We start from the raw sequence: 17,134 nt of genomic DNA on the forward strand, positions 1-17,134 counted from the left end.
GGACGTGGTTCGTAAAACTCACCCCGTCCCGGCGCGCGCCACTGCGAAGCCGGTCGCTCAGTTCGATACGTTCTCCGCGATACGCTCGCCGGTCTCGAGCCCGTTGCGCAACGCGGCGTGGAGTCGCCCCTCGCCGGCGACCCAGTCGCCGAGACAGTACAGCCCCGCGTCCTCGGCGGCCCGGACCGGCTCGAGAGCGACGCCGTCCTCGGGCAGCGCGTAGCGCCAGCCCTGGTGGTCAGTCCAGTCGGGCTCGAGCAGGCGCTCGTCGCCCAGCAGATCGGCGGTCAGTTCGGCGAGGGCCTCGAGGGTCGCGTCGGGGTCGTCGTCGTAGCGGTCGACGGACCACTCGTGGTTGGCCTGGACGACGAGCAGCGACTCGCCGTCGGGGATGTGTCCCGGCTTGCACTCCTCGCGGCCGATCCACCCGATTTCGTGCTCCTTGTCCGTGTTCACGAGCGCGTAGTAGGGGAGATCGAGTTCGAACGGGTAGTGGAAGACGCCCGTCCAGATCGTCCGGTAGGGGACGGCCTCGGCCGCGTCGGCGAGCCGTCGCCGAACGTCGGGATCGGCGTCCCACTCGGCCGACCGCAGCAGATCGGCGGTCTGTGGCGCCGGCGGATTCAACAGGAGGACGTCGAACGGCCCCCACTGGTCGCCCGCGTCGTCCTCGAGTCGCCACGTTCCCGCGGCCGACTCTCGAGAAATCGTCTGGACGCGCGTGTTGCGGTGGATCGTCGCGTCGGTGCGCGCGAACAGGCGTTTGGCGATCTGGGTCAGCCCAGCCTCGTAGGTCCACTTGTGGTCGTCGGCGTCCCGACCCTCGGCGATCTCACCACCGCTATCGAAGGTCCAGACCGGGTCGGTGACGTCGACCAGCCCGTCAGTCTCGAGGGTCTCCGTGAGCAGGTCGACGACCCGCTCGTCGTCGGATTTGACGTAGTTCGCGCCGTAGTCGTAGGTCACGTCCGCTCGCCGGCGGGTGGCCGCGCGCCCGCAGAGGCCGCCGGACTTCTCGAGGACCGTTACCGAAACGTCGTCGCTCGCGTCTCGCTTCGTCGTCGTCCGGTCGATCGCGTACGCCGCGGCCGCGGCGGCCGCGCCGGCGCCGACGATTCCGATGCGCGTCATAATCGACGTTCGAGTCCCGTGACTCAAGAACCTGCGGACTACCACTACCGCTAACGCTAACAGCGCGGACCGGGATCGAGGGACGGTTCCTCGATCGCACGGGGCGACCGCTCGGCGGCCGATCACGCCGTCGAGTCGGCGTACGATTCCCGTTCCGCGACGAGTACCTCGGTGTCGTCGACCGACGCGAACAATCGCACGCTCTCGGCCTCGGTATCGGTGCCATCACTATCGTCGGCGTCGTCGCTCTCGACGACCGCCGTCGAGAATTCGACGTCACCGATCGACGTCGTCTCGTTCACGTCGGGAACTTCGGCCTCACCGATCGCGTCTCCGTCGTCCGTGACGCGGAGCAGGAACGCGTCGTCGGTCGGGTCGAGCTCGATCGCCCGCCCGTCGATCGTCGCGCTCGCCCGGACGGAGTCCGACGCGAACGAGCGAGTCGTTTCGCCGTCGACGGTGAGATCGACGGCGTAGGCGCTCTCGTTACCGACGACGTCCCAACCGGTTCGCTCCGCGCGGACCGTCTCCCGCCAACCGAAGCCGCCGATCTCGATCGTCGCGTTACCCTCGTGTGCGATGACCGCTGTGTGTTCCACGACGGCCCAGATCTCGCGATCCGCGTTGACCACGATCAGCCCGCTCTGTCGGTTCTCGAGGGGGACGGCTTCCTCGTCGACGTCCTCGGGGTCCGGACCGACGAGCAGTTGCTGACCGGGGGTCACGTTCCGCTCGTACGTCACCGTGTAGTCCCCGACTTCGACGCCGCCGTCACCCGGGACGGTGTCGTCCCCGACGACGAGCAGGTTGAACGGGACGCTCGGGGCGGCGATCAGCACCGTCACGGCGACCAGCGTCGCGACCGCGACCCCTCGACGCGTCACCGGGCCCGCGTACACTCGATCGGGGACGACCGGCGGGAGCGCCGGGAGTGCGAGCACGAACCCGCCGACGAGAAGCAGCCCGATCGTCGGGCCGAGCGGTGCCTCACCGACGGTTACCGTCGCGACGATGGCGGCCACGAGAGCGATCGCGAGCAGCGCGAGCCAGCCGATCGCGAGTCGGCGACGCGTCGGTACGCCGGGGAGGACGGAGAGCGGCCGCGGCAGCGGGCGAGCGCTGCCCGTGATCGCCGCGGTGATCAGCAGCGTTAGGAGGACGACGAGAACGACGCCGGCGCCGCGGTAGAGGACGAACGCGTCGTCGCCGGACCAGACGAGGAGCCAGAGCGCCTGAACCAGTCCGAGCGCGAGCGTCGCGAAGAACAGGCGCTCGGTCGCCGGTCGTCGGCCCCGCCGGCGTAACAGCGACGCTCCGCAGAGCACGCCGATCAGAAATCCGAGCAGGTGAGCCTGAAAGCCGATTCCCGCCCACGTCGGCGGTCCGGGCGTTCCCGAACCGAACGTCTCGCGGACGACCGGCTGGCTCAGTGCCAGATACAGCGTCTGGATCGCGTTCGCGGCGATCGCCGCGACGATCGTCGCGATCGGATACGTCACGACGGCGACGCCGGCGATCGCGAACACGGCGCCGGAGAATCCCAGTCCGGGTCCGAGCGCGAACACGGACGTCAGGAACGCGGCTGCGAGCAGTGTGATCGGAAACGCGACCAGAGCGCGGACCGGCGGGCGAGCGAGCAATCCGCCGTCGGTCTCCCCGGTGGCCGTGTCCTCCGCACGGGGGCGCTCCGACGGCGGATAGTGCCCCCACGCGTACTCGACGATCGGCCCGAACGCGAGCGTCCCGGCCATATTCGCTGCGATGTGACCGGGCGAGCCGTGAGCGATTCCGGCCGTGAGAAGTCCCATCGGATAGAAGTACGACCACGTGATGAACGGCAGCGTCACCGGATCGCTCACGTGACGGACGTCGCTCTGGACCAGCACGTAGAACGTGACGACGATCGCGACCGTGACGACGGTGCCCCACGGCACGCCGTAGACGAACCGGTCCGCGGCGAGCGATCGCCAGCGACCGCGCCCCTCCGTGTACCAGACGAATCCCAGCGCGACGAGTACCGTTACCACCAGAACGGCCTGCGTCGGTGTGACCGGCATCGCGTGTTCTTCGACGCGAACCGGTACAAAGATTGAGTCGGAAATCGCCGACTGTCACCGATTCCGACGGGACGGTCGAGCGAACGCCCGCGCCGGCCGAACGATCGAACGGCTTCGGCGACGGCGGGAGACGCGACCGCCGGAGGTACCGATCGTCGACACGGGTCGCGTACAGTCGCTGCCGTCGGGCCGCGCCGTCAGAATTTCGAACGGCACGTCGGCGACTCGAGCGCGCTATCGGCCCGAGCGAGCTATAGTTCGCGGGCCATCATCACCTCGTCGACGGGTTCGCCGTCGATCTCGTAGTGGTCCCGGCGGATCGCCTCGGTGTCCCAGCCGTGTTCGGTGAGGAACTCGAGGGCGCGGTCGTTGGTGATGGGAACGCTGTTGTACACCTTCCGGTAGCCGTTGGCCTCGGCCCACTCGAGGCCCCGCTGGAGGAGTTTGCTTCCGATCCCGTGTCCCTGGTGGGCCTCGCGGACGCCGACGGTCTGCTGGGCGGTCCCCCGAAGCTGGTCGACCTGCGGGAGGTCGAGGTGGGTCCAGCCGACGACGTCGCCGTCGATCGTCGCGACGAAGAACATCCGGGATTTGACGGTGTTGTGCCTGGTGACGGCGTCCTCGTAGAGGAGTTCCTCGGCGATGGCCTCGGCGACGACGTAGGTCTCCTCGGCCGTGACGTCCCTGATCGTCTCGATGAGCCCGTCGAAGTCGGACTGACGTCCCGGCCGGACGACGAACGTACGGTCGTCGGTCTCGTGTTCGGCGACCGCGCCGAACTCGACGGCGATCTGCAGCGTGCCGCCGTCCTCCTCGAGATAGCCGTCGGCCTTCAGCGACTCTAGGTGGGACTCGAACTCCGCGGACGGCAGCGACACCACGTCCATCACCTTGTGTCGCGCGACGGTGCCGTTGCGTTCGACGTACTCGTAGATCCGTCTGCTGGCGTCGGACGAAAACGTCGGCCGCTCTATCACGCCCATACGGCCAGTACGGAGAGCGGTGATTTAACATTTGGGAGTAGATAACACACGTCATGGAAATAGCCATTCGGAACGGGACGCTCGACGAATCGACGGATGGCCAGCGAACCGACCGGCGGCCGATGAGGGCGCCTCGAGCGAGCGGACGGTCACGGGAGCCGATCGATCGAACCGCTTTTGCGACGCCGGACGGTAGCAGGGGCCGATGGACGTACTGATCGTCGGCGCGGGGGCGATGGGGACGTGGCTCGGCCGCGCCGTAGACGCGTCGGTGACGTTCGCCGACGTCGACGCCGACGCCGCGGCCGCCGCCGCCGACGCGGTCGGGGACGACGCCGACACCGCGGCGCTCGAGGGGACCGACAGCTACGACGTGGTCTGTATCGCCGTCCCGATGACCCACGCCGTCGAGGCCGTCGCCGACCACGCCGACCGGGCCGAGGGTGCGATCGTCGACGTCTCCGGCGTGATGGGGCCGCCCCTCGAGGCGATGGCGACGCACGCGCCCGATCTCGAGCGGGCGAGCCTCCACCCGCTGTTCGCGCCCGAGCGAGCGCCCGGTTCGATCGCCGTCGTCCGCGACGCCGCCGGACCGACGATCGAAACGCTCCTCGACGCGCTCGCGGCGCGGGGCAACGACCTCGTCGAGACGACGGCGACGGAACACGACGACGCGATGGAGACGGTCCAGGCGGCGACCCACGCCGCCGTCCTGTCGTTCGCGCTGGCCGCGGAACCGGTCCCCGACGGCTTCGAGACGCCGATCTACGAGGGGCTGGGGACCCTGGCCGAGCAGATGACCGAGGGAACCCCTCGCGTCTACGCCGACATTCAGGAGGCCTTCGACGGCGCCGACGCGATCGCCGACGCCGCCGCGACGGTCGCCGACGCCGACCGCGAGGAACTCGAGTCCCTCTACCGGGAGGCGGCCGACCGGTGGCAGCCGAACGCGACGGCCGATTCCGACGACCCGAACGGCCGGACGGAGAGCGAAATGAACGGACAACAGAACAGCGAGACGAACGGAGGATCCATCCAATGAGCGACCAGCGCGAGTCAGTCCGGTCGAACGCGAAGTACCTGCAGAACGTCCGCCCGATCGACCCCGACGAGATCTGCGAGTACGTCGAGGGGAACCCGCACCCGGCGGTCGTTCGCCAACACCTCCGCGAACTGGCGCCGGAACTCGAGTTGGTCGAGCGCGACGACGGCACCTTCGTCCCCGTCGGGGACGATCCCGTGGCGCCGAACCGCGGCCCCGTCGAGCGCTTCCCCGCGGCGTACGAACAGCGCCTCGAGGACCTGCTCGTCGAGCGCTACGGCGTCGACTGGCACGAGGACGCCACGGGCGAACTCCTGCGGTCGACGATCCGGCGGTTCAAGCGCCGCTACCTCGAGCGCCGGCCGGTCGAGTACGACGACGACGTCGCCGCCGGCTACGCGATCTACCACCTGCCGGGCTACTACGCGGCCGTCCAGTACGCGCTCGACGACCTCGCCGAGCGCGGCCTGCTGGGGCGGTCGCTCCGCGTCCTCGACATCGGCGCCGGCGTCGGCGGCCCCGCGCTGGGGCTCTGTGACTACCTCCCCGACGACGCCCTGCTCGACTACCACGCCGTCGAACCGAGCGCGGCCGCCGACGTGCTCGAGGAACTGCTCGAGGAGACCGGGCCGAACGTCCACCCGACGATCCACCGGACGACCGTCGAGGCGTTCGATCCCGCGGAGGTCGGTTCGGACGGCGGCGCCGCGTTCGATCCCACCGCTCCCGACGACGGCTTCGACCTCGTCCTCGCCTGCAACGTCCTGAGCGAACTCGAGGAGCCGGCGGCCGTCCTGCGGTCGGCCCTCGAGACGCTCGCGCCCGACGGGACGCTGCTGGCGATGGCGCCGGCGGACAAGAACACCAGCGTCCGACTGCGCGAACTCGAGCGGGAACTCGAGGACGAGCGGCTGTGGACGCCCGCGGAGATGGGCTTCGACGAGACCGATTCCGACGGGGAAGTTGAAGGGGCCGAGGCGGCCGGAGCGGATGACGCCGCTGCCCGCCGCGGCCGGGTGACGGTCTACGGCCCCACCGTCCGCCTCTGGCCGGGCGAGCGCCCGACGGACCGGGGCTGGACGTTCGACGTCAGGCCCGACCTCGCCGTTCCCTCCTTCCAGCGGAAACTCGACGAGGCGACGCCGGCCGACGACGCCGAGCACGCCCCCGGCGAGTTCGTCAACGTCGACGTCCAGTTCTCGACCTCGCTGTTGCGCCTCGACGGAAAGCGGCGGATCGCCCTCGCGCTCGAGACCAGCGACTGGGCGAAGATGGCCGAGATGGACCGGCACGTGCCGAACCGGATCGACCTCGCCGCGGCGAAACTCAGCCGCTCGCTGAGCGACGCCGACCGCGACGGCGGCGACCACGGCGGCCGCTCCAACCCGCTGTTCAAGATCAGCGACGGCAGCGAGTCGATCGACCACTACGCCGTCGTCACGTCCGAGAGCTCGCTCAACCGGCCGCTGCTCGAGGCCGACTACGGCGAGGTCTGCTCGTTCGAACGGATCCTCGCGCTCTGGAACGACGACGAGGAGGCGTACAACCTGGTCGTCGACGAGGAGACGATCGTCGACCGCATCGGCTGAGCGGCCTTAATATATTGAGACGAAGATCCGAATCGGGCGTTCCCGATTCGGTACGTGATCTACGTATTCGTAGCTGGTAGCACGGTTTCTTTATCCATATCAAACCGCGAAACTCGCGTTCAGTCGGGGGAACATGGTAGTCAGGAATCTATCAAGCGAAGACGGAGGGTCATTCATTATCATTCGTGACGTAGAGTACATGATTAGTGCCGATGCAAATCCAAGAAACTCGGGAAGTCGCGTGTCCGAAATGCGGAGAGAACAGTAGCGTACCCGTCCCAGAACGAGACGTAGAACTGAAAGTTAGCCCGTACGTCGCCGCGTTCGGTGATCATACGGAACGCAAATGTTCAAACGAACATACCTTCTGGGTCTACTACTGCTAACCCTCCTCTCCTTCTACCGATCGTTCAGTTCGCACGCGAAGTGAACGCGAGCATCGGCGACGTCTCCGTTAGATCTCGCCGTTGACGATGTCCGCGATACGCTGGCGGTCGAACAGCGTTAGCGACTCGTCTCTCAGCGTCTCGAGTCCGTTCCACTCGCCGAACGAATCGGGGTAGAACTGTCGCGCCGCGGCCTCGGTCTGGAAGAGGTTGACGATCGGTCCCTGGTAAGAGCCGCCGCCGCGATAGAGTCGGTCGTTCTGCACGGCGCTCAACTGTTTTCCGGTCGGATCTTCGCGCATCGTCTCCGTTCGGGCCTCGAACTCCTCGGTCGAGACGTGCGTAAGCCCGTACTGGAACACGATCGCGTCGGGGTCGACCTCCAGCAGCTGTTCGTAGTCCCAGTTGGCGTAACTCCCGTCGATGTGGTCGTCGAAGGCACCCCGCATCTCGAGGTCCCGGTACTGTTTGTGATTGTTGCCCGACTGGAGCGGGTAGGCGTAGAACGACCCCTTCTCGAAGTCGGAGTTGGCCGAGAGGAGGCCGACTGTGGGCCGTTCGTCGGTCGGCGGCAGCGTCGACTGGATCGTCGACTGCATCTCGTCGTGGACCGTTCGGTACGCATCGTACCGTTCCGATTCGCGGAACGCGTCGGCCACGATCTCGAACGCCTCGTAGAGCGAGTAGTAGCGGTAGTCGTGCCACTCGTCGCCGCGTCGCCGGATGTAGTTCCCCAGGAAGGGGGCGACTTGACTACTGATCTCGTCGATGTCCTCGTCCGTCCAGTCGTCGGAAAGAACGCCGAGCCAGTTCGGATCGACCAGGTGGAGGTCACACTCGAGTTCGTAGAAGACCTCCTTGTCGAACCCGCTGTCGCCCGCGATCTTCGGGACGTCGAGGGAGACGTCGACGCCCGGCAAGTAGTCGTAGACGAACTCGGGGTAGTTCGACGGGTCCCAGAGTCCCCGTAACCCGTCGGCCTTGCCGAGTGCAATTCCCATGTCACCGTACGTGCTGAGGAACGACATCCAGGTCTCCGGAGCCTCGTCGAAGGCGACCTCGCCCATCGGATCCATCGTCACCGTGTAGGAGCCATCGGATGCGGCTGTTCCGTCGCCGTCGCCGATACAACCCGCGAGCAGGCCTCCGCCGACGACCGCGCCGCCGTACCTCATGTAGTTCCGCCGCGTCAGTGCCTCGTCTCCGTTGGCGTCGGTTGCCATGTGGTTTCGGCTGGCCTAAAAGGTCTAATACGATTCGGTTTTAGGCGAGCCTAATCAATTGGCACTATGCGTGGTTCGTGCGCTGCATTCGGCACAATTGTCGCCCGACTCGCGAGGGCGCTTAAAGTAGCGTGGTGGCCACAGCCGCCCTCGAGCGGGCGACGAGCGATCGGTCGTCGGCGTCACTCGAGCGATCGGCCGCGGAACCGACCCGCCACCCGACCTGCCAAAGCGGTGGGCTTTTCGCGCCGGCCTCCGAGGCCACCGATATGAGCGACCCCCTCGAGATCCTGTTGACCAACGACGACGGGATCGACAGCACCGGCATCCGGGCGCTGTACGACGCCCTCTCGGAGCTGGGCAACGTGACCGTCGTCGCCCCCGCGACCGACCAGAGCGCCTGCGGCCGCTCGATGTCCCACGAGGTCGACGTCGACGACCGCGAGCTGGGGTACGCCGTCCACGGCACGCCCTCGGACTGCGTCGTCGCCGGGCTGGCCGAACTCGGCCCGTACCCCGACATCGTCGTCGCCGGCTGTAACGAGGGCGCGAACTTGGGCGAGTACGTTCTCGGGCGCTCGGGAACGATCAGCGCCGCCGTCGAGGCCGCGTTCTTCGACGTCCCCGCCATCGCGACGTCGATGTACGTCCCGCCCGAACGGGGGCCGCTGAGCGAGATCGACCTGCGGCCCGAGGACTTCGCCGAGGCGACGCGCGTGACCTCCTACCTGGTCGAGAACGCACTCGAGGCGGGCGTCTTCGAGCACGCGGCCTACCTCAACGTCAACGTCCCGCTGCCCGACGGCGACCCGGCGCCGCTCGAGGTCACCCGCCCCTCGAAGCGCTACGAGATGGACGCCGAGCGCGACGGCGACCGCGTCCACCTCCAAGACCGCGTCTGGGAGCGCATGGATCCCGAGACGTTGCCCGACCCCGAGGGGACGGACCGCCGCGCGGTCGTCGAGGGTCGGATCAGCGTCTCGCCGCTGACCGCCCCGCACTCGACGAACGGCCACGACGGCCTGTCGGCGCTGGCCGACGCGTACCCGGGATCCGTCGACTCGACGGAGCGATAATCGACCCGAAACCGAGGTGTGATCGATATGGCCCCCCAGACCGATGAGACGACCCGGCGACGCGCCGACCGCTACCGAACTGATTTGTATCGGCACGGTGAACGAACAGCCATGGCGAGGGTCGAGATCGAACGCCGAATGCCGACTGTGACCCTCGAGCGTGCCCGAAACGGCCACTGCGCGCGTGATCCGCTGTGACGTCGCGTCGCGGCGAGACCGCGTGTCTACTCGGTGACGAGATAATCGACTTGCGGGTCGCAAGGCCCGTGCTATTCGCCGACCGCAGCGTTACGATAGTCAGACCATAATTAGCAGCTACAGAGATAGGTACCAAATGAAACACAAAAGCAAGGTAGATCGGTATCCAACGGACACAACTAGCGACCACGGAGGGTGATCACGGATGGTATTCAACGCACTCTGGACCCGGCTTTCGTCGCTCTGGTCGAGCGGTTCGACGGACGAGACGGAAGACGGCGAGACGACGGGCGAGGAATCGGACGACAGCGAGGACGAAACACTGAGCTACGCCGAGGAGATCGAGTACGGGGTCGACGAACACGACCTCCCCGACGAGGACAAAATCCTCAGACTGCTCGTCAAACGCGGCGGTCGCGTCGATCGATCGACCGTCCGCCAGGAGACCGGCTGGTCGGAAGACCGCCTCGAGGAGGTCATCGACCGCATGGAGGACGAGGGGCAAGTCAGCGCGATCACCGTCGGTCGCAAGCGGGTCGTCTGCCGGCGCGGGTTCGAACCGAAGGGGTATCGCTCCCACCTCAACGAGTAACGGGTCGATGCGGACGCGTTCGGGACGCCGGGGCGATTTCGACGGAGCCGAGGTCGACGGTATTCGCGTTTTCGAAGACTGATTTTCCACTGTTGTGTCTGCGTTCCCGACTCGAGCGTCGGTGTCGCGGCGCCGGCACTAGTCGCGTCGCCCTCCACTCGGAACGGTCGACTCGAGTCGGATCCGCCTGTAAGTCGAGTCGCCCGGACGGTTGCGGCTGTCGACAGGAGATTCGCCGCGACGGCGCGACCCCGGTGTGGACGGCGTATGAAGGCCGAATCCGTATCCGTCTGACAGTCGTCTCTAGAGTCATGTTAGAACTCGCACTGCTGTTCTTCGTGATCGCGATCATCGCCGGTGCGCTCGGTGCGGGCGGCGTCGCGGGACTGTCGATGGCCATCGCGAAGTGGCTCGTGTTAGTGTTCGTCGTCCTCGCGGTCGTCTCGCTGTTGCTGTGACCGCGGGGGTAACAGGGGAATCGATCGCGACCGGCGCGCCGGCCGGTTGCGGGCGATCGACGCTTATCCGTAGGCCGGCGTCGACGAGGAACGCCGAAGCGCCAGATCGTCCCGACAGAGAACGCCGTCGACGAAGAGCCGACCGTCGCTGGTGAGCGTCACTTCGTGGTCGGCGATTTCGAACGTGAACTCCCAGCGACCGCCGTCGTGAGCGGCGAGTTCGATCAGGACGGCCGGGTTGATGTACTCGTAGAGCGTGTACTCGACTTCGTCCAGATCGAGGCGATCCGCGGTGGCCAGCGCCTGGACGACGTCCACGATGATCTCGTCTTCCGTTCGACGGGAGGGCGAGTCCCGGTAGAACCGCGACCGGCGGTTATCCATCGTCGACGCCCCGCTCTGAACGCGCCCACATCTGAGCGGCGATGCTCGCGCCGACGGCCGACGGGCGTCGAACTGGGCGACCCCGACGGACGGATCGCCGGTCGAGGCTCGAGGCGTCGCGTACGAGAGACTGCCGTGCGTTCCGTCCGCGTCGACCGAACCGCGACGCTGCGATAGCCGATCCCCGGTACGCCACCCGCGTGGAACCCCACCACTGGTCGATCATCGTCACGTGTGGTCCGTCCAGCGGACCGATAATAAATAGGTTGTCGCTAAATCCGACAGAACGGATTTCTGGAGTGCTGTACGGCGGTCCTGATCGTATCGCTGCACCGATAGTATCGGCGTTCGATACCGTCTGTCGTCCGATAACGTGTCGAAACCCGACGGTTCGACCGTCGATCGCGACGGCGCCGCGGTGGCGGCAAACCGCTGTCGGGCGCCACGAGACCGCCGGCCGAGGTTCGCGTTCGAAGCGAACGGAACGGCAACATCAACTTATTCTCTCTCCTACCGCGTAGAAACAAACCGCAGGATAACTCGTTCGACAATCTCCGTTGAATTCCGACGAGACTACTTGTATTTCGCTGTGATTTTCCAAGTAGTAAGTTTAATTCATCCGATCTCCGTTCCCTCGTTTCGGGGATGGCTCACAAGGACGACGTAACGCGGGTTATGGCAGTGTGCGAAGAGTGCGGATCCGTCTACGCGGCCCGAGAGTGGCCCGACGGGACGGTTCGCGTCATCGGTCAAGAGGGGTGCTCCTGTGGCGCAACGAGCTTCGAGGTCGCCGACGACTCCGAGGGAGGGTCGCCGTCCGATCCCAGCACCGACTGACGGCCGCGAGCGGGGGCGCGGCGCAGATCGAACCGTCATCGGGCCCGATAGTCGTCGTATCGGCCGCATACTGTTGTGGGAGACCGCAGCTGGTCCGTCACCGTCGACGCGGCCGTCGCCGACCGGCGCGAGCCGCGTAACGTGGAAGACTTGGTCGTCCAGTCACAACCCTAGCCAAGATGCATTCACACGACCACGCGAGGTGGGGACGGTGATCCTCGACGATTCCGAGCGACCGGCGGCGGAGTACGAGGCGCTGGCCGACGCCCTCGAGGAGTTGCGCGAGGAGATCGCGACCGAACAGCTCCGGGACTCGCGACTCGAGGGGCTGTTCGACGAGGCGACCACGAGCAACCCCTCCATCTGGAACACGGTGACGGCCTTCATCGACGTCGAGGACGGCGAGGCCGTGGTCACCGAGGAGTCGAAGCTCGCGCAGGGGAGCTGGGCGCCCGAGATCGTCGACGGCTGCGACGCCATGCTGACCGTCGATATCAACTACGGCCAGATGCCCGACGAGTTCAAATACACCGTCACGAAGAAGCTAGACGAGAAGATCGAGCAGGCGCGGGCGGAAGCCGAGCGCGCTCGAGACGAGGCGTGATGGCGCGGTAGCGATCGGGGGGCGGCTCCCCGCGACTCGCTCGCGGTGATCGGATCCGCTCCGCCCCGGTAACGACTCGTTTCTATCGACGACTGTCCTGCACTCGTTCTCGACTGCGCTGTCACCAGATTCTTCATCGGGAACACCGACGGTGGCGGTAATGGCTGATCGGGACGGCGCGCGGGCAGAAACGGAGACGATGCTTCCATCGCGGCAATCCCTGGGGCTGCTCGCGGCCGCTACCGTCCTCGCGGTCGGGACGATGGTTCCCCCGCCGGCGGCGGCGGTGACCGTCGCGGGACAACGCGCGCTGGCGGTCTTCGCGTCGGCGCTCGTCCTGTGGCTGACGCGGCCGGTACCGTACGTCGTCTCGAGCGTCCTCAGCGTCGCGTTACTGTTCGCACTGGGGGCGGTCGAGTCGTTCGACGCGGCCGCGACGGGCTTTACGTCGACGCTCGTGTTCTTCCTGCTTCTCCTGTTGCTGCTCGGCGACGCGACGACGAGCGTCGGTCTCGATCGGCGATTGGCGCGCCGACTGCTGACGGCGGAGAGCACGCCGCGGCGCGCGCTGCGCTCGGTCGCCGGGAGCGTCCTCGCGCTGGCGCTGGTGATGCCGTCGGCGATGGCGCGCGCGGTAACGTTCATCCCGATCGTGAAGCGGCTCGCGGCCGCGTTCGGCTCGGGCGACGACGGCTTCGAAACGGGGGCGTTTCTCGTCCTCGGTCACGTCAACCCGATCGCCTCGATGGCGCTGATGACCGGCGGCGGCATGGCGCTGGTCACCTCCGAGATTATCGCGACCTCGGTGCGGCCGATCACCTGGGTCGACTGGGCCGTGTTGATGCTGCCGCCGACGATCGCCCTGTACGCGGCGGCGACGCTCTGTGCGAGTCTGTTCGCGGCGGTCGACGGCGAGACGACGCTCGGCGCACCCGCCGGGGCGCAACTCGAGGCGGACGGGGAGGGGCCCGCACCCGAGGCCGACGGTGACGAACCGCCCTCGCTGACTCGGGACCAGCGTCTCGTCGGACTCGTCCTCCTGGGCGCCATCGCGGGCTGGATCGCCGGCTCGTTCGTCGGGATCCCCACGGTGCTCCCGGCGGTCGCCGCGGTCGTCGCGCTCTCGCTGCCCCAGGTCGGCGTCATCACGGCCGACGATATCGCCGGGGTGAACTGGGGGATCATCTTCCTCGTCGGCGCGATGTTGTCGATCCTCGACGCGCTGGAGACGACCGGCGCCATCGTGGCGATCGTCGACGCCCTCGCGCGGTGGATCCCGTTCGCGGCGCTCGCCCAGTGGCAGCTCGTCGCGGCGTTGCTCGGCCTCGCCGTCGGGATTCGGATCCTGTTCTCGACCGGCTCGGCGGCGATCGTGGTCGCGCTCCCGATCGTCCTCGAACTCGCGTCCGTCTTCGACGTCAACCGGCTGTATCTGGCGCTGACCGTGTTGCTGGTCGTCGGCTCGACGACGATTCTCCCGTTCAACACGACCGCGGTGCTGGTGTCGATGGATCGCGGACCGCTGTCGCACCGCGACGTCGCCTCCTTTGGCCTCGTGACGATGGTGCTCGCCGTCGGTGTCGCCGCCGCGTCGTGGCTCGTCTACTGGCCGTTAGTGGGCTGACAACCGATCGCGATAAGCGTGAGGTATATATGACCGGGTCGGACTCTTCCCCGTAGGGAGGGTCGCCAATTCTACGCATCGAGTTCACGACGGCGCCGACGGGCGTGATGGCAAAGCTCCGGCGAGAGCTGGACGACGTCCGGAGCATCGAGCTCGACAACGCGTTCTACGTCGAAGACGGGACGTGGATCGAGTCCCTGACCGTCACGTCGAACGCTGCATTCGATCCGAAAGCCGTCGTCGAGGAGATCTCCGGCGTGTCGCTGTTCTACGACAGCGAGATCCCGACCGCGTCGGACGACCTCGAGATTCGCCGGCTGACGATCCTGGCCAACGAATCGTACCCGTTCATCCTGAGTCTCGTCCTGCGACAGGAGGCGATTCCGAACCGGATCGTCCTCCAGAACGACGATTTCGAGGCCGTGGTGACGACCCGCGACTGGGACCAGTTCCGCTCGATGGCCGACGAAGTTCAGGAGACGCTCGGCGAGTTCGAACTGCTGTCAGTTACACAGAACGAAGATCCCGGCGAACCCCTCGACAGCGGACGGTTGACCGAAGTCCTCGTCTCGAAGCTCACCGACGAGCAGTTGGCGGTCCTCGAGACGGCCTACGAGAACGGCTACTTCGACATCCCGCGAGAGACGTCGGCGACGGAACTCGCCGACGAACTCGAGATCGCACAGTCGACGGCGAGCGAACGACTGCGGACCGCGGAGCGAACCCTCCTCGAACTCATCTACGGTCCGCGGGAGTGAGGGCGACGCTGGTGTCTCCGGACTGATAAGATGCGTCGAAATATCACCCGTATCTTAAAGAACGATAGCTATCGTCGCCGATAGGGAGTAAAGCAAACCTAGTCACTCCGTAACGTGGGGGTGGATGACCGAAGAAAATCATGATAGATCGGGCTCCGCGGGCGGCGGCCGACTCACGCGACGCGGCTACGTCGCCACGGCCGCCGCGGCGCTCGGGACGAGCGTGCTGGCGGGCTGCAGCGGCAGTCGCGGCACCAGCCTCGAGCCGAACGTGCCCGACGGGGTGCCGGAGACCGTCGAAACGAAGTACTGGCGCGAGTGGGAGACGATCGACGCCGACTCGCCGCCGCTCGAGTACAGCGCGACGGCCGGCGCGGTACTCGATCGGTTCCCCGTCGAGTTCTCGAGCGAGGACGATCCGTGGATGCGCGAACACGCGTTGATGGTCAAGCGAGGGCTCGACGATCTGGGCATCGCCGTCGAACTCAACGACCGTCCGTTGAACCAGCTGTACGCCCAGAGCTGGGAAACGCGCGGACTCGAGGCGATAATCTCGATGAGCACGCACGGGCCCGACCCGCAGCGGGGACTCGATCCGAACCCCCTGTTGATGCGCGCGACCGAGGGATCGCTTTCGAACTACGACAATTACTACAATCCCGAATTACAGGAGGTTCTCACGGAACAGGCCCGGACGACCGATCGAGAGAAGCGCGAGGAACTCGTCGACCGCGCGCAGGAACTGTTCGCCGAAGACGTCGGGGCGCTCATCACGCTGTACCCGAACATCATCACGGCGGTGAACACGGAGCGGTGGAGCGGCTACGTGGAGACCCCGGGTAACGGTCCGACGATGGACTCGTTCGTCTGGACGGAGGTCAACCTCCAGCCCGAGACGGACAACCGGACCTACGTCAAGGGCGTCACCACGTCGATGAACTCGCTGAACCTGCCGTGGGCCGCCGGCGGCGCGGAGGCCAATCGACTCACGTTCATCTACGACGGATTGTTCGACGCGACGCCCGATTTGGACGTGGTCCCCGCACTGGCGACCGGCGGCGATTTCGTCGACGATACGACCGTCGAACTCACGCTGCGCGAGGGCGTCGAGTGGCACGACGGCGAGTCGTTCACCGCCGAGGACGTGAAGTTCACCGTCGAACTCTACGAGGAGTACTCCTCTACGAGCCAGGTGCCGTTCTACGACCCGATCGAGTCCGTCGAGGTACTCGGCGATCACGAGGTCCGGTTCAACCTGTCGAACCCCGACGCCTCGTTCATGACCCAGCGAGTCGTCCGGAGCGTGATCCTCCCCGAACACCGGTGGGAGGACGTCGACAACCCGTCCCAGCACAACCCGGACGCCCCCGTCGGCACCGGCCCCTTCCAGTTCGAAGACTGGGAGCAGGGGACCCGGTTCGAGGCCACGCGCAACGAGGGCCACTGGATGTTCGACGACGACTGGCGGGTCGACGCGCTCGGCGATCAGGCCGAACGCGGGCCCGGCGTCGAAAGCGTCATCTGGATCAACGTGAGCAACGTCGACGCGCTGATCGGCTCGCTCCAGAGCGGGTCGATCGACGCCATCGGGACGACGCTCTCGACCCTGCAGGCCGACCGCGCGGCCAACACCGACGGGATCGAGAAGATGTCCGTCGGTAGTTACGCGCCGCTGAACGCGAAGCTCATGTTCTCCTGTCCGCCGATCCGAGACAAGGAGTTCCGCGTCGCGCTGGCGAAGACGGTCGACTCGGAGGGGTTCGTCGAGGACTTCCTCCACGGGCAGGCGACGGTCCCGTCCGGAGAGAACCTGATCTCGTCGCTTACCCAGTGGCACAACCCCGACACGACCGACTACAGCTACGACGTCGACGAAGCGCGAACCGTCCTCGAGCGAGCGGGCTACACCTGGGACGACGACGGCAACCTGCGCTTCCCCAACGGCGAGGCGTGGGGTGCGTTCGTCGAGCGCATTCAGCCCGAGAACACCAACGAGCGCCGCTCGGAACTCGACCAGCCTGACTTCTCATGAGCAGCCAGAACCCAATGTACCACACCACCGATCGTTTCCCGCGACCGTCGCGGGAACGGACCCGATTCGAGGCGAACCGACACCCCGACCGCGCCGCCGCTCGAGTCGAGCGCACGTCCCTCGACTGGGGCGTCGCCGGCGCGAGAAAGCGGCCGGCGAC

16 protein-coding genes are annotated in these 17,134 nt (G+C 66.7%); 11 read left to right on the forward strand and 5 right to left on the reverse strand.

Going from position 1 to position 17,134, the window contains the following annotated elements; translation table 11 throughout:
* Positions 1 to 57: 57 nt before the first annotated feature.
* From HTZ84_RS09195 to HTZ84_RS09205, 3 genes are all read right to left on the reverse strand, one after another.
* Positions 58 to 1,131: an NAD(P)/FAD-dependent oxidoreductase gene (locus tag HTZ84_RS09195; RefSeq protein WP_174680391.1), complete on the reverse strand. Its 1,074-nt coding sequence runs from the start codon at positions 1,129 to 1,131 to the stop codon at positions 58 to 60.
* 122 nt (positions 1,132 to 1,253) lie between these two features.
* Positions 1,254 to 3,188, reverse strand: a complete 1,935-nt coding sequence (locus HTZ84_RS09200) for a rhomboid family intramembrane serine protease (RefSeq protein WP_174680392.1) — start codon at positions 3,186 to 3,188, stop codon at positions 1,254 to 1,256.
* 251 nt (positions 3,189 to 3,439) lie between these two features.
* Positions 3,440 to 4,171, reverse strand: a complete 732-nt coding sequence (locus tag HTZ84_RS09205; protein ID WP_174680393.1) for a GNAT family N-acetyltransferase — start codon at positions 4,169 to 4,171, stop codon at positions 3,440 to 3,442.
* Positions 4,172 to 4,376: 205 nt separating this feature from the next.
* Here HTZ84_RS09205 and HTZ84_RS09210 point away from each other — a divergent pair, with 205 nt between their 5' ends.
* From HTZ84_RS09210 to HTZ84_RS23255, 3 genes are all read left to right on the forward strand, one after another.
* Positions 4,377 to 5,213, forward strand: a complete 837-nt coding sequence (locus tag HTZ84_RS09210; protein ID WP_174680394.1) for a prephenate dehydrogenase/arogenate dehydrogenase family protein — start codon at positions 4,377 to 4,379, stop codon at positions 5,211 to 5,213.
* Entirely contained in the window at positions 5,210 to 6,802 is a 1,593-nt protein-coding gene (locus HTZ84_RS09215; RefSeq protein ID WP_174680395.1) for a small ribosomal subunit Rsm22 family protein, read from the forward strand. Before HTZ84_RS09210 ends, HTZ84_RS09215 begins: the two co-directional genes overlap by 4 nt.
* 212 nt (positions 6,803 to 7,014) lie before the next feature.
* The gene (locus HTZ84_RS23255; protein WP_455429267.1) at positions 7,015 to 7,188 is read left to right on the forward strand and encodes a hypothetical protein; all 174 of its coding nucleotides are present in this window, start codon (positions 7,015 to 7,017) and stop codon (positions 7,186 to 7,188) included.
* Positions 7,189 to 7,256: 68 nt separating this feature from the next.
* On the opposite strand, the gene HTZ84_RS09220 is transcribed toward HTZ84_RS23255, so the two are convergent.
* Positions 7,257 to 8,411, reverse strand: a complete 1,155-nt coding sequence (locus tag HTZ84_RS09220; protein WP_174680396.1) for an ABC transporter substrate-binding protein — start codon at positions 8,409 to 8,411, stop codon at positions 7,257 to 7,259.
* 269 nt (positions 8,412 to 8,680) lie between these two features.
* On the opposite strand from HTZ84_RS09220, the gene surE reads away from it, so the two are divergent.
* The 3 genes from surE (at position 8,681) to HTZ84_RS09235 (ending at position 10,735) form a co-directional block, all read left to right on the forward strand.
* Positions 8,681 to 9,487 carry a 5'/3'-nucleotidase SurE gene (gene surE / locus HTZ84_RS09225; protein WP_174680397.1) on the forward strand — a complete coding sequence of 269 codons (807 nt, stop codon included), beginning with the start codon at positions 8,681 to 8,683 and terminating at the stop codon, positions 9,485 to 9,487.
* 403 nt (positions 9,488 to 9,890) lie between these two features.
* Complete coding sequence (locus HTZ84_RS09230) at positions 9,891 to 10,277, forward strand: helix-turn-helix transcriptional regulator (RefSeq protein WP_174680398.1); 387 nt, start codon at positions 9,891 to 9,893, stop codon at positions 10,275 to 10,277.
* A gap of 311 nt (positions 10,278 to 10,588) precedes the next feature.
* Positions 10,589 to 10,735, forward strand: coding sequence for a DUF1328 family protein (locus tag HTZ84_RS09235; RefSeq protein WP_174680399.1), 147 nt, complete (start codon positions 10,589 to 10,591; stop codon positions 10,733 to 10,735).
* A gap of 63 nt (positions 10,736 to 10,798) precedes the next feature.
* On the opposite strand, the gene HTZ84_RS09240 is transcribed toward HTZ84_RS09235, so the two are convergent.
* Positions 10,799 to 11,119 (reverse strand): HalOD1 output domain-containing protein, encoded by a 321-nt coding sequence (locus HTZ84_RS09240; protein ID WP_174680400.1) that lies wholly within the window; start codon positions 11,117 to 11,119, stop codon positions 10,799 to 10,801.
* Between the two features lie 645 nt (positions 11,120 to 11,764).
* Here HTZ84_RS09240 and HTZ84_RS09245 point away from each other — a divergent pair.
* The 5 genes from HTZ84_RS09245 to HTZ84_RS09265 all read left to right on the forward strand — a co-directional run bounded on the left by HTZ84_RS09245 (position 11,765) and on the right by HTZ84_RS09265 (position 16,974).
* Complete coding sequence (locus HTZ84_RS09245) at positions 11,765 to 11,956, forward strand: hypothetical protein (RefSeq protein ID WP_174680401.1); 192 nt, start codon at positions 11,765 to 11,767, stop codon at positions 11,954 to 11,956.
* Between the two features lie 211 nt (positions 11,957 to 12,167).
* Entirely contained in the window at positions 12,168 to 12,560 is a 393-nt protein-coding gene (locus tag HTZ84_RS09250; protein ID WP_174680402.1) for a hypothetical protein, read from the forward strand.
* Positions 12,561 to 12,720: 160 nt separating this feature from the next.
* Entirely contained in the window at positions 12,721 to 14,184 is a 1,464-nt protein-coding gene (locus HTZ84_RS09255; RefSeq protein WP_174680403.1) for an SLC13 family permease, read from the forward strand.
* Between the two features lie 107 nt (positions 14,185 to 14,291).
* Complete coding sequence (locus HTZ84_RS09260; RefSeq protein WP_174680404.1) at positions 14,292 to 14,942, forward strand: helix-turn-helix domain-containing protein; 651 nt, start codon at positions 14,292 to 14,294, stop codon at positions 14,940 to 14,942.
* A 124-nt stretch (positions 14,943 to 15,066) separates the two neighbouring features.
* Positions 15,067 to 16,974, forward strand: a complete 1,908-nt coding sequence (locus HTZ84_RS09265) for an ABC transporter substrate-binding protein (protein WP_174680405.1) — start codon at positions 15,067 to 15,069, stop codon at positions 16,972 to 16,974.
* Positions 16,975 to 17,134 lie beyond the last annotated feature (160 nt).

This window comes from Haloterrigena gelatinilytica (assembly GCF_013342145.1).
In the GTDB taxonomy this organism is placed as follows: domain Archaea; phylum Halobacteriota; class Halobacteria; order Halobacteriales; family Natrialbaceae; genus Haloterrigena; species Haloterrigena gelatinilytica.

Coding starts and splice junctions, on each gene's coding strand:
- HTZ84_RS09195 (WP_174680391.1), bottom strand. CDS start 1,131: ATGACGCGCATCGGAATCGTCGGCGCCGGCGCGGCCGCCGCGGCCGCG.
- HTZ84_RS09200 (WP_174680392.1), bottom strand. CDS start 3,188: ATGCCGGTCACACCGACGCAGGCCGTTCTGGTGGTAACGGTACTCGTC.
- HTZ84_RS09205 (WP_174680393.1), bottom strand. CDS start 4,171: ATGGGCGTGATAGAGCGGCCGACGTTTTCGTCCGACGCCAGCAGACGG.
- HTZ84_RS09210 (WP_174680394.1), top strand. CDS start 4,377: ATGGACGTACTGATCGTCGGCGCGGGGGCGATGGGGACGTGGCTCGGC.
- HTZ84_RS09215 (WP_174680395.1), top strand. CDS start 5,210: ATGAGCGACCAGCGCGAGTCAGTCCGGTCGAACGCGAAGTACCTGCAG.
- HTZ84_RS23255 (WP_455429267.1), top strand. CDS start 7,015: ATGCAAATCCAAGAAACTCGGGAAGTCGCGTGTCCGAAATGCGGAGAG.
- HTZ84_RS09220 (WP_174680396.1), bottom strand. CDS start 8,411: ATGGCAACCGACGCCAACGGAGACGAGGCACTGACGCGGCGGAACTAC.
- surE (WP_174680397.1), top strand. CDS start 8,681: ATGAGCGACCCCCTCGAGATCCTGTTGACCAACGACGACGGGATCGAC.
- HTZ84_RS09230 (WP_174680398.1), top strand. CDS start 9,891: ATGGTATTCAACGCACTCTGGACCCGGCTTTCGTCGCTCTGGTCGAGC.
- HTZ84_RS09235 (WP_174680399.1), top strand. CDS start 10,589: ATGTTAGAACTCGCACTGCTGTTCTTCGTGATCGCGATCATCGCCGGT.
- HTZ84_RS09240 (WP_174680400.1), bottom strand. CDS start 11,119: ATGGATAACCGCCGGTCGCGGTTCTACCGGGACTCGCCCTCCCGTCGA.
- HTZ84_RS09245 (WP_174680401.1), top strand. CDS start 11,765: ATGGCTCACAAGGACGACGTAACGCGGGTTATGGCAGTGTGCGAAGAG.
- HTZ84_RS09255 (WP_174680403.1), top strand. CDS start 12,721: ATGGCTGATCGGGACGGCGCGCGGGCAGAAACGGAGACGATGCTTCCA.
- HTZ84_RS09260 (WP_174680404.1), top strand. CDS start 14,292: ATGGCAAAGCTCCGGCGAGAGCTGGACGACGTCCGGAGCATCGAGCTC.
- HTZ84_RS09265 (WP_174680405.1), top strand. CDS start 15,067: ATGACCGAAGAAAATCATGATAGATCGGGCTCCGCGGGCGGCGGCCGA.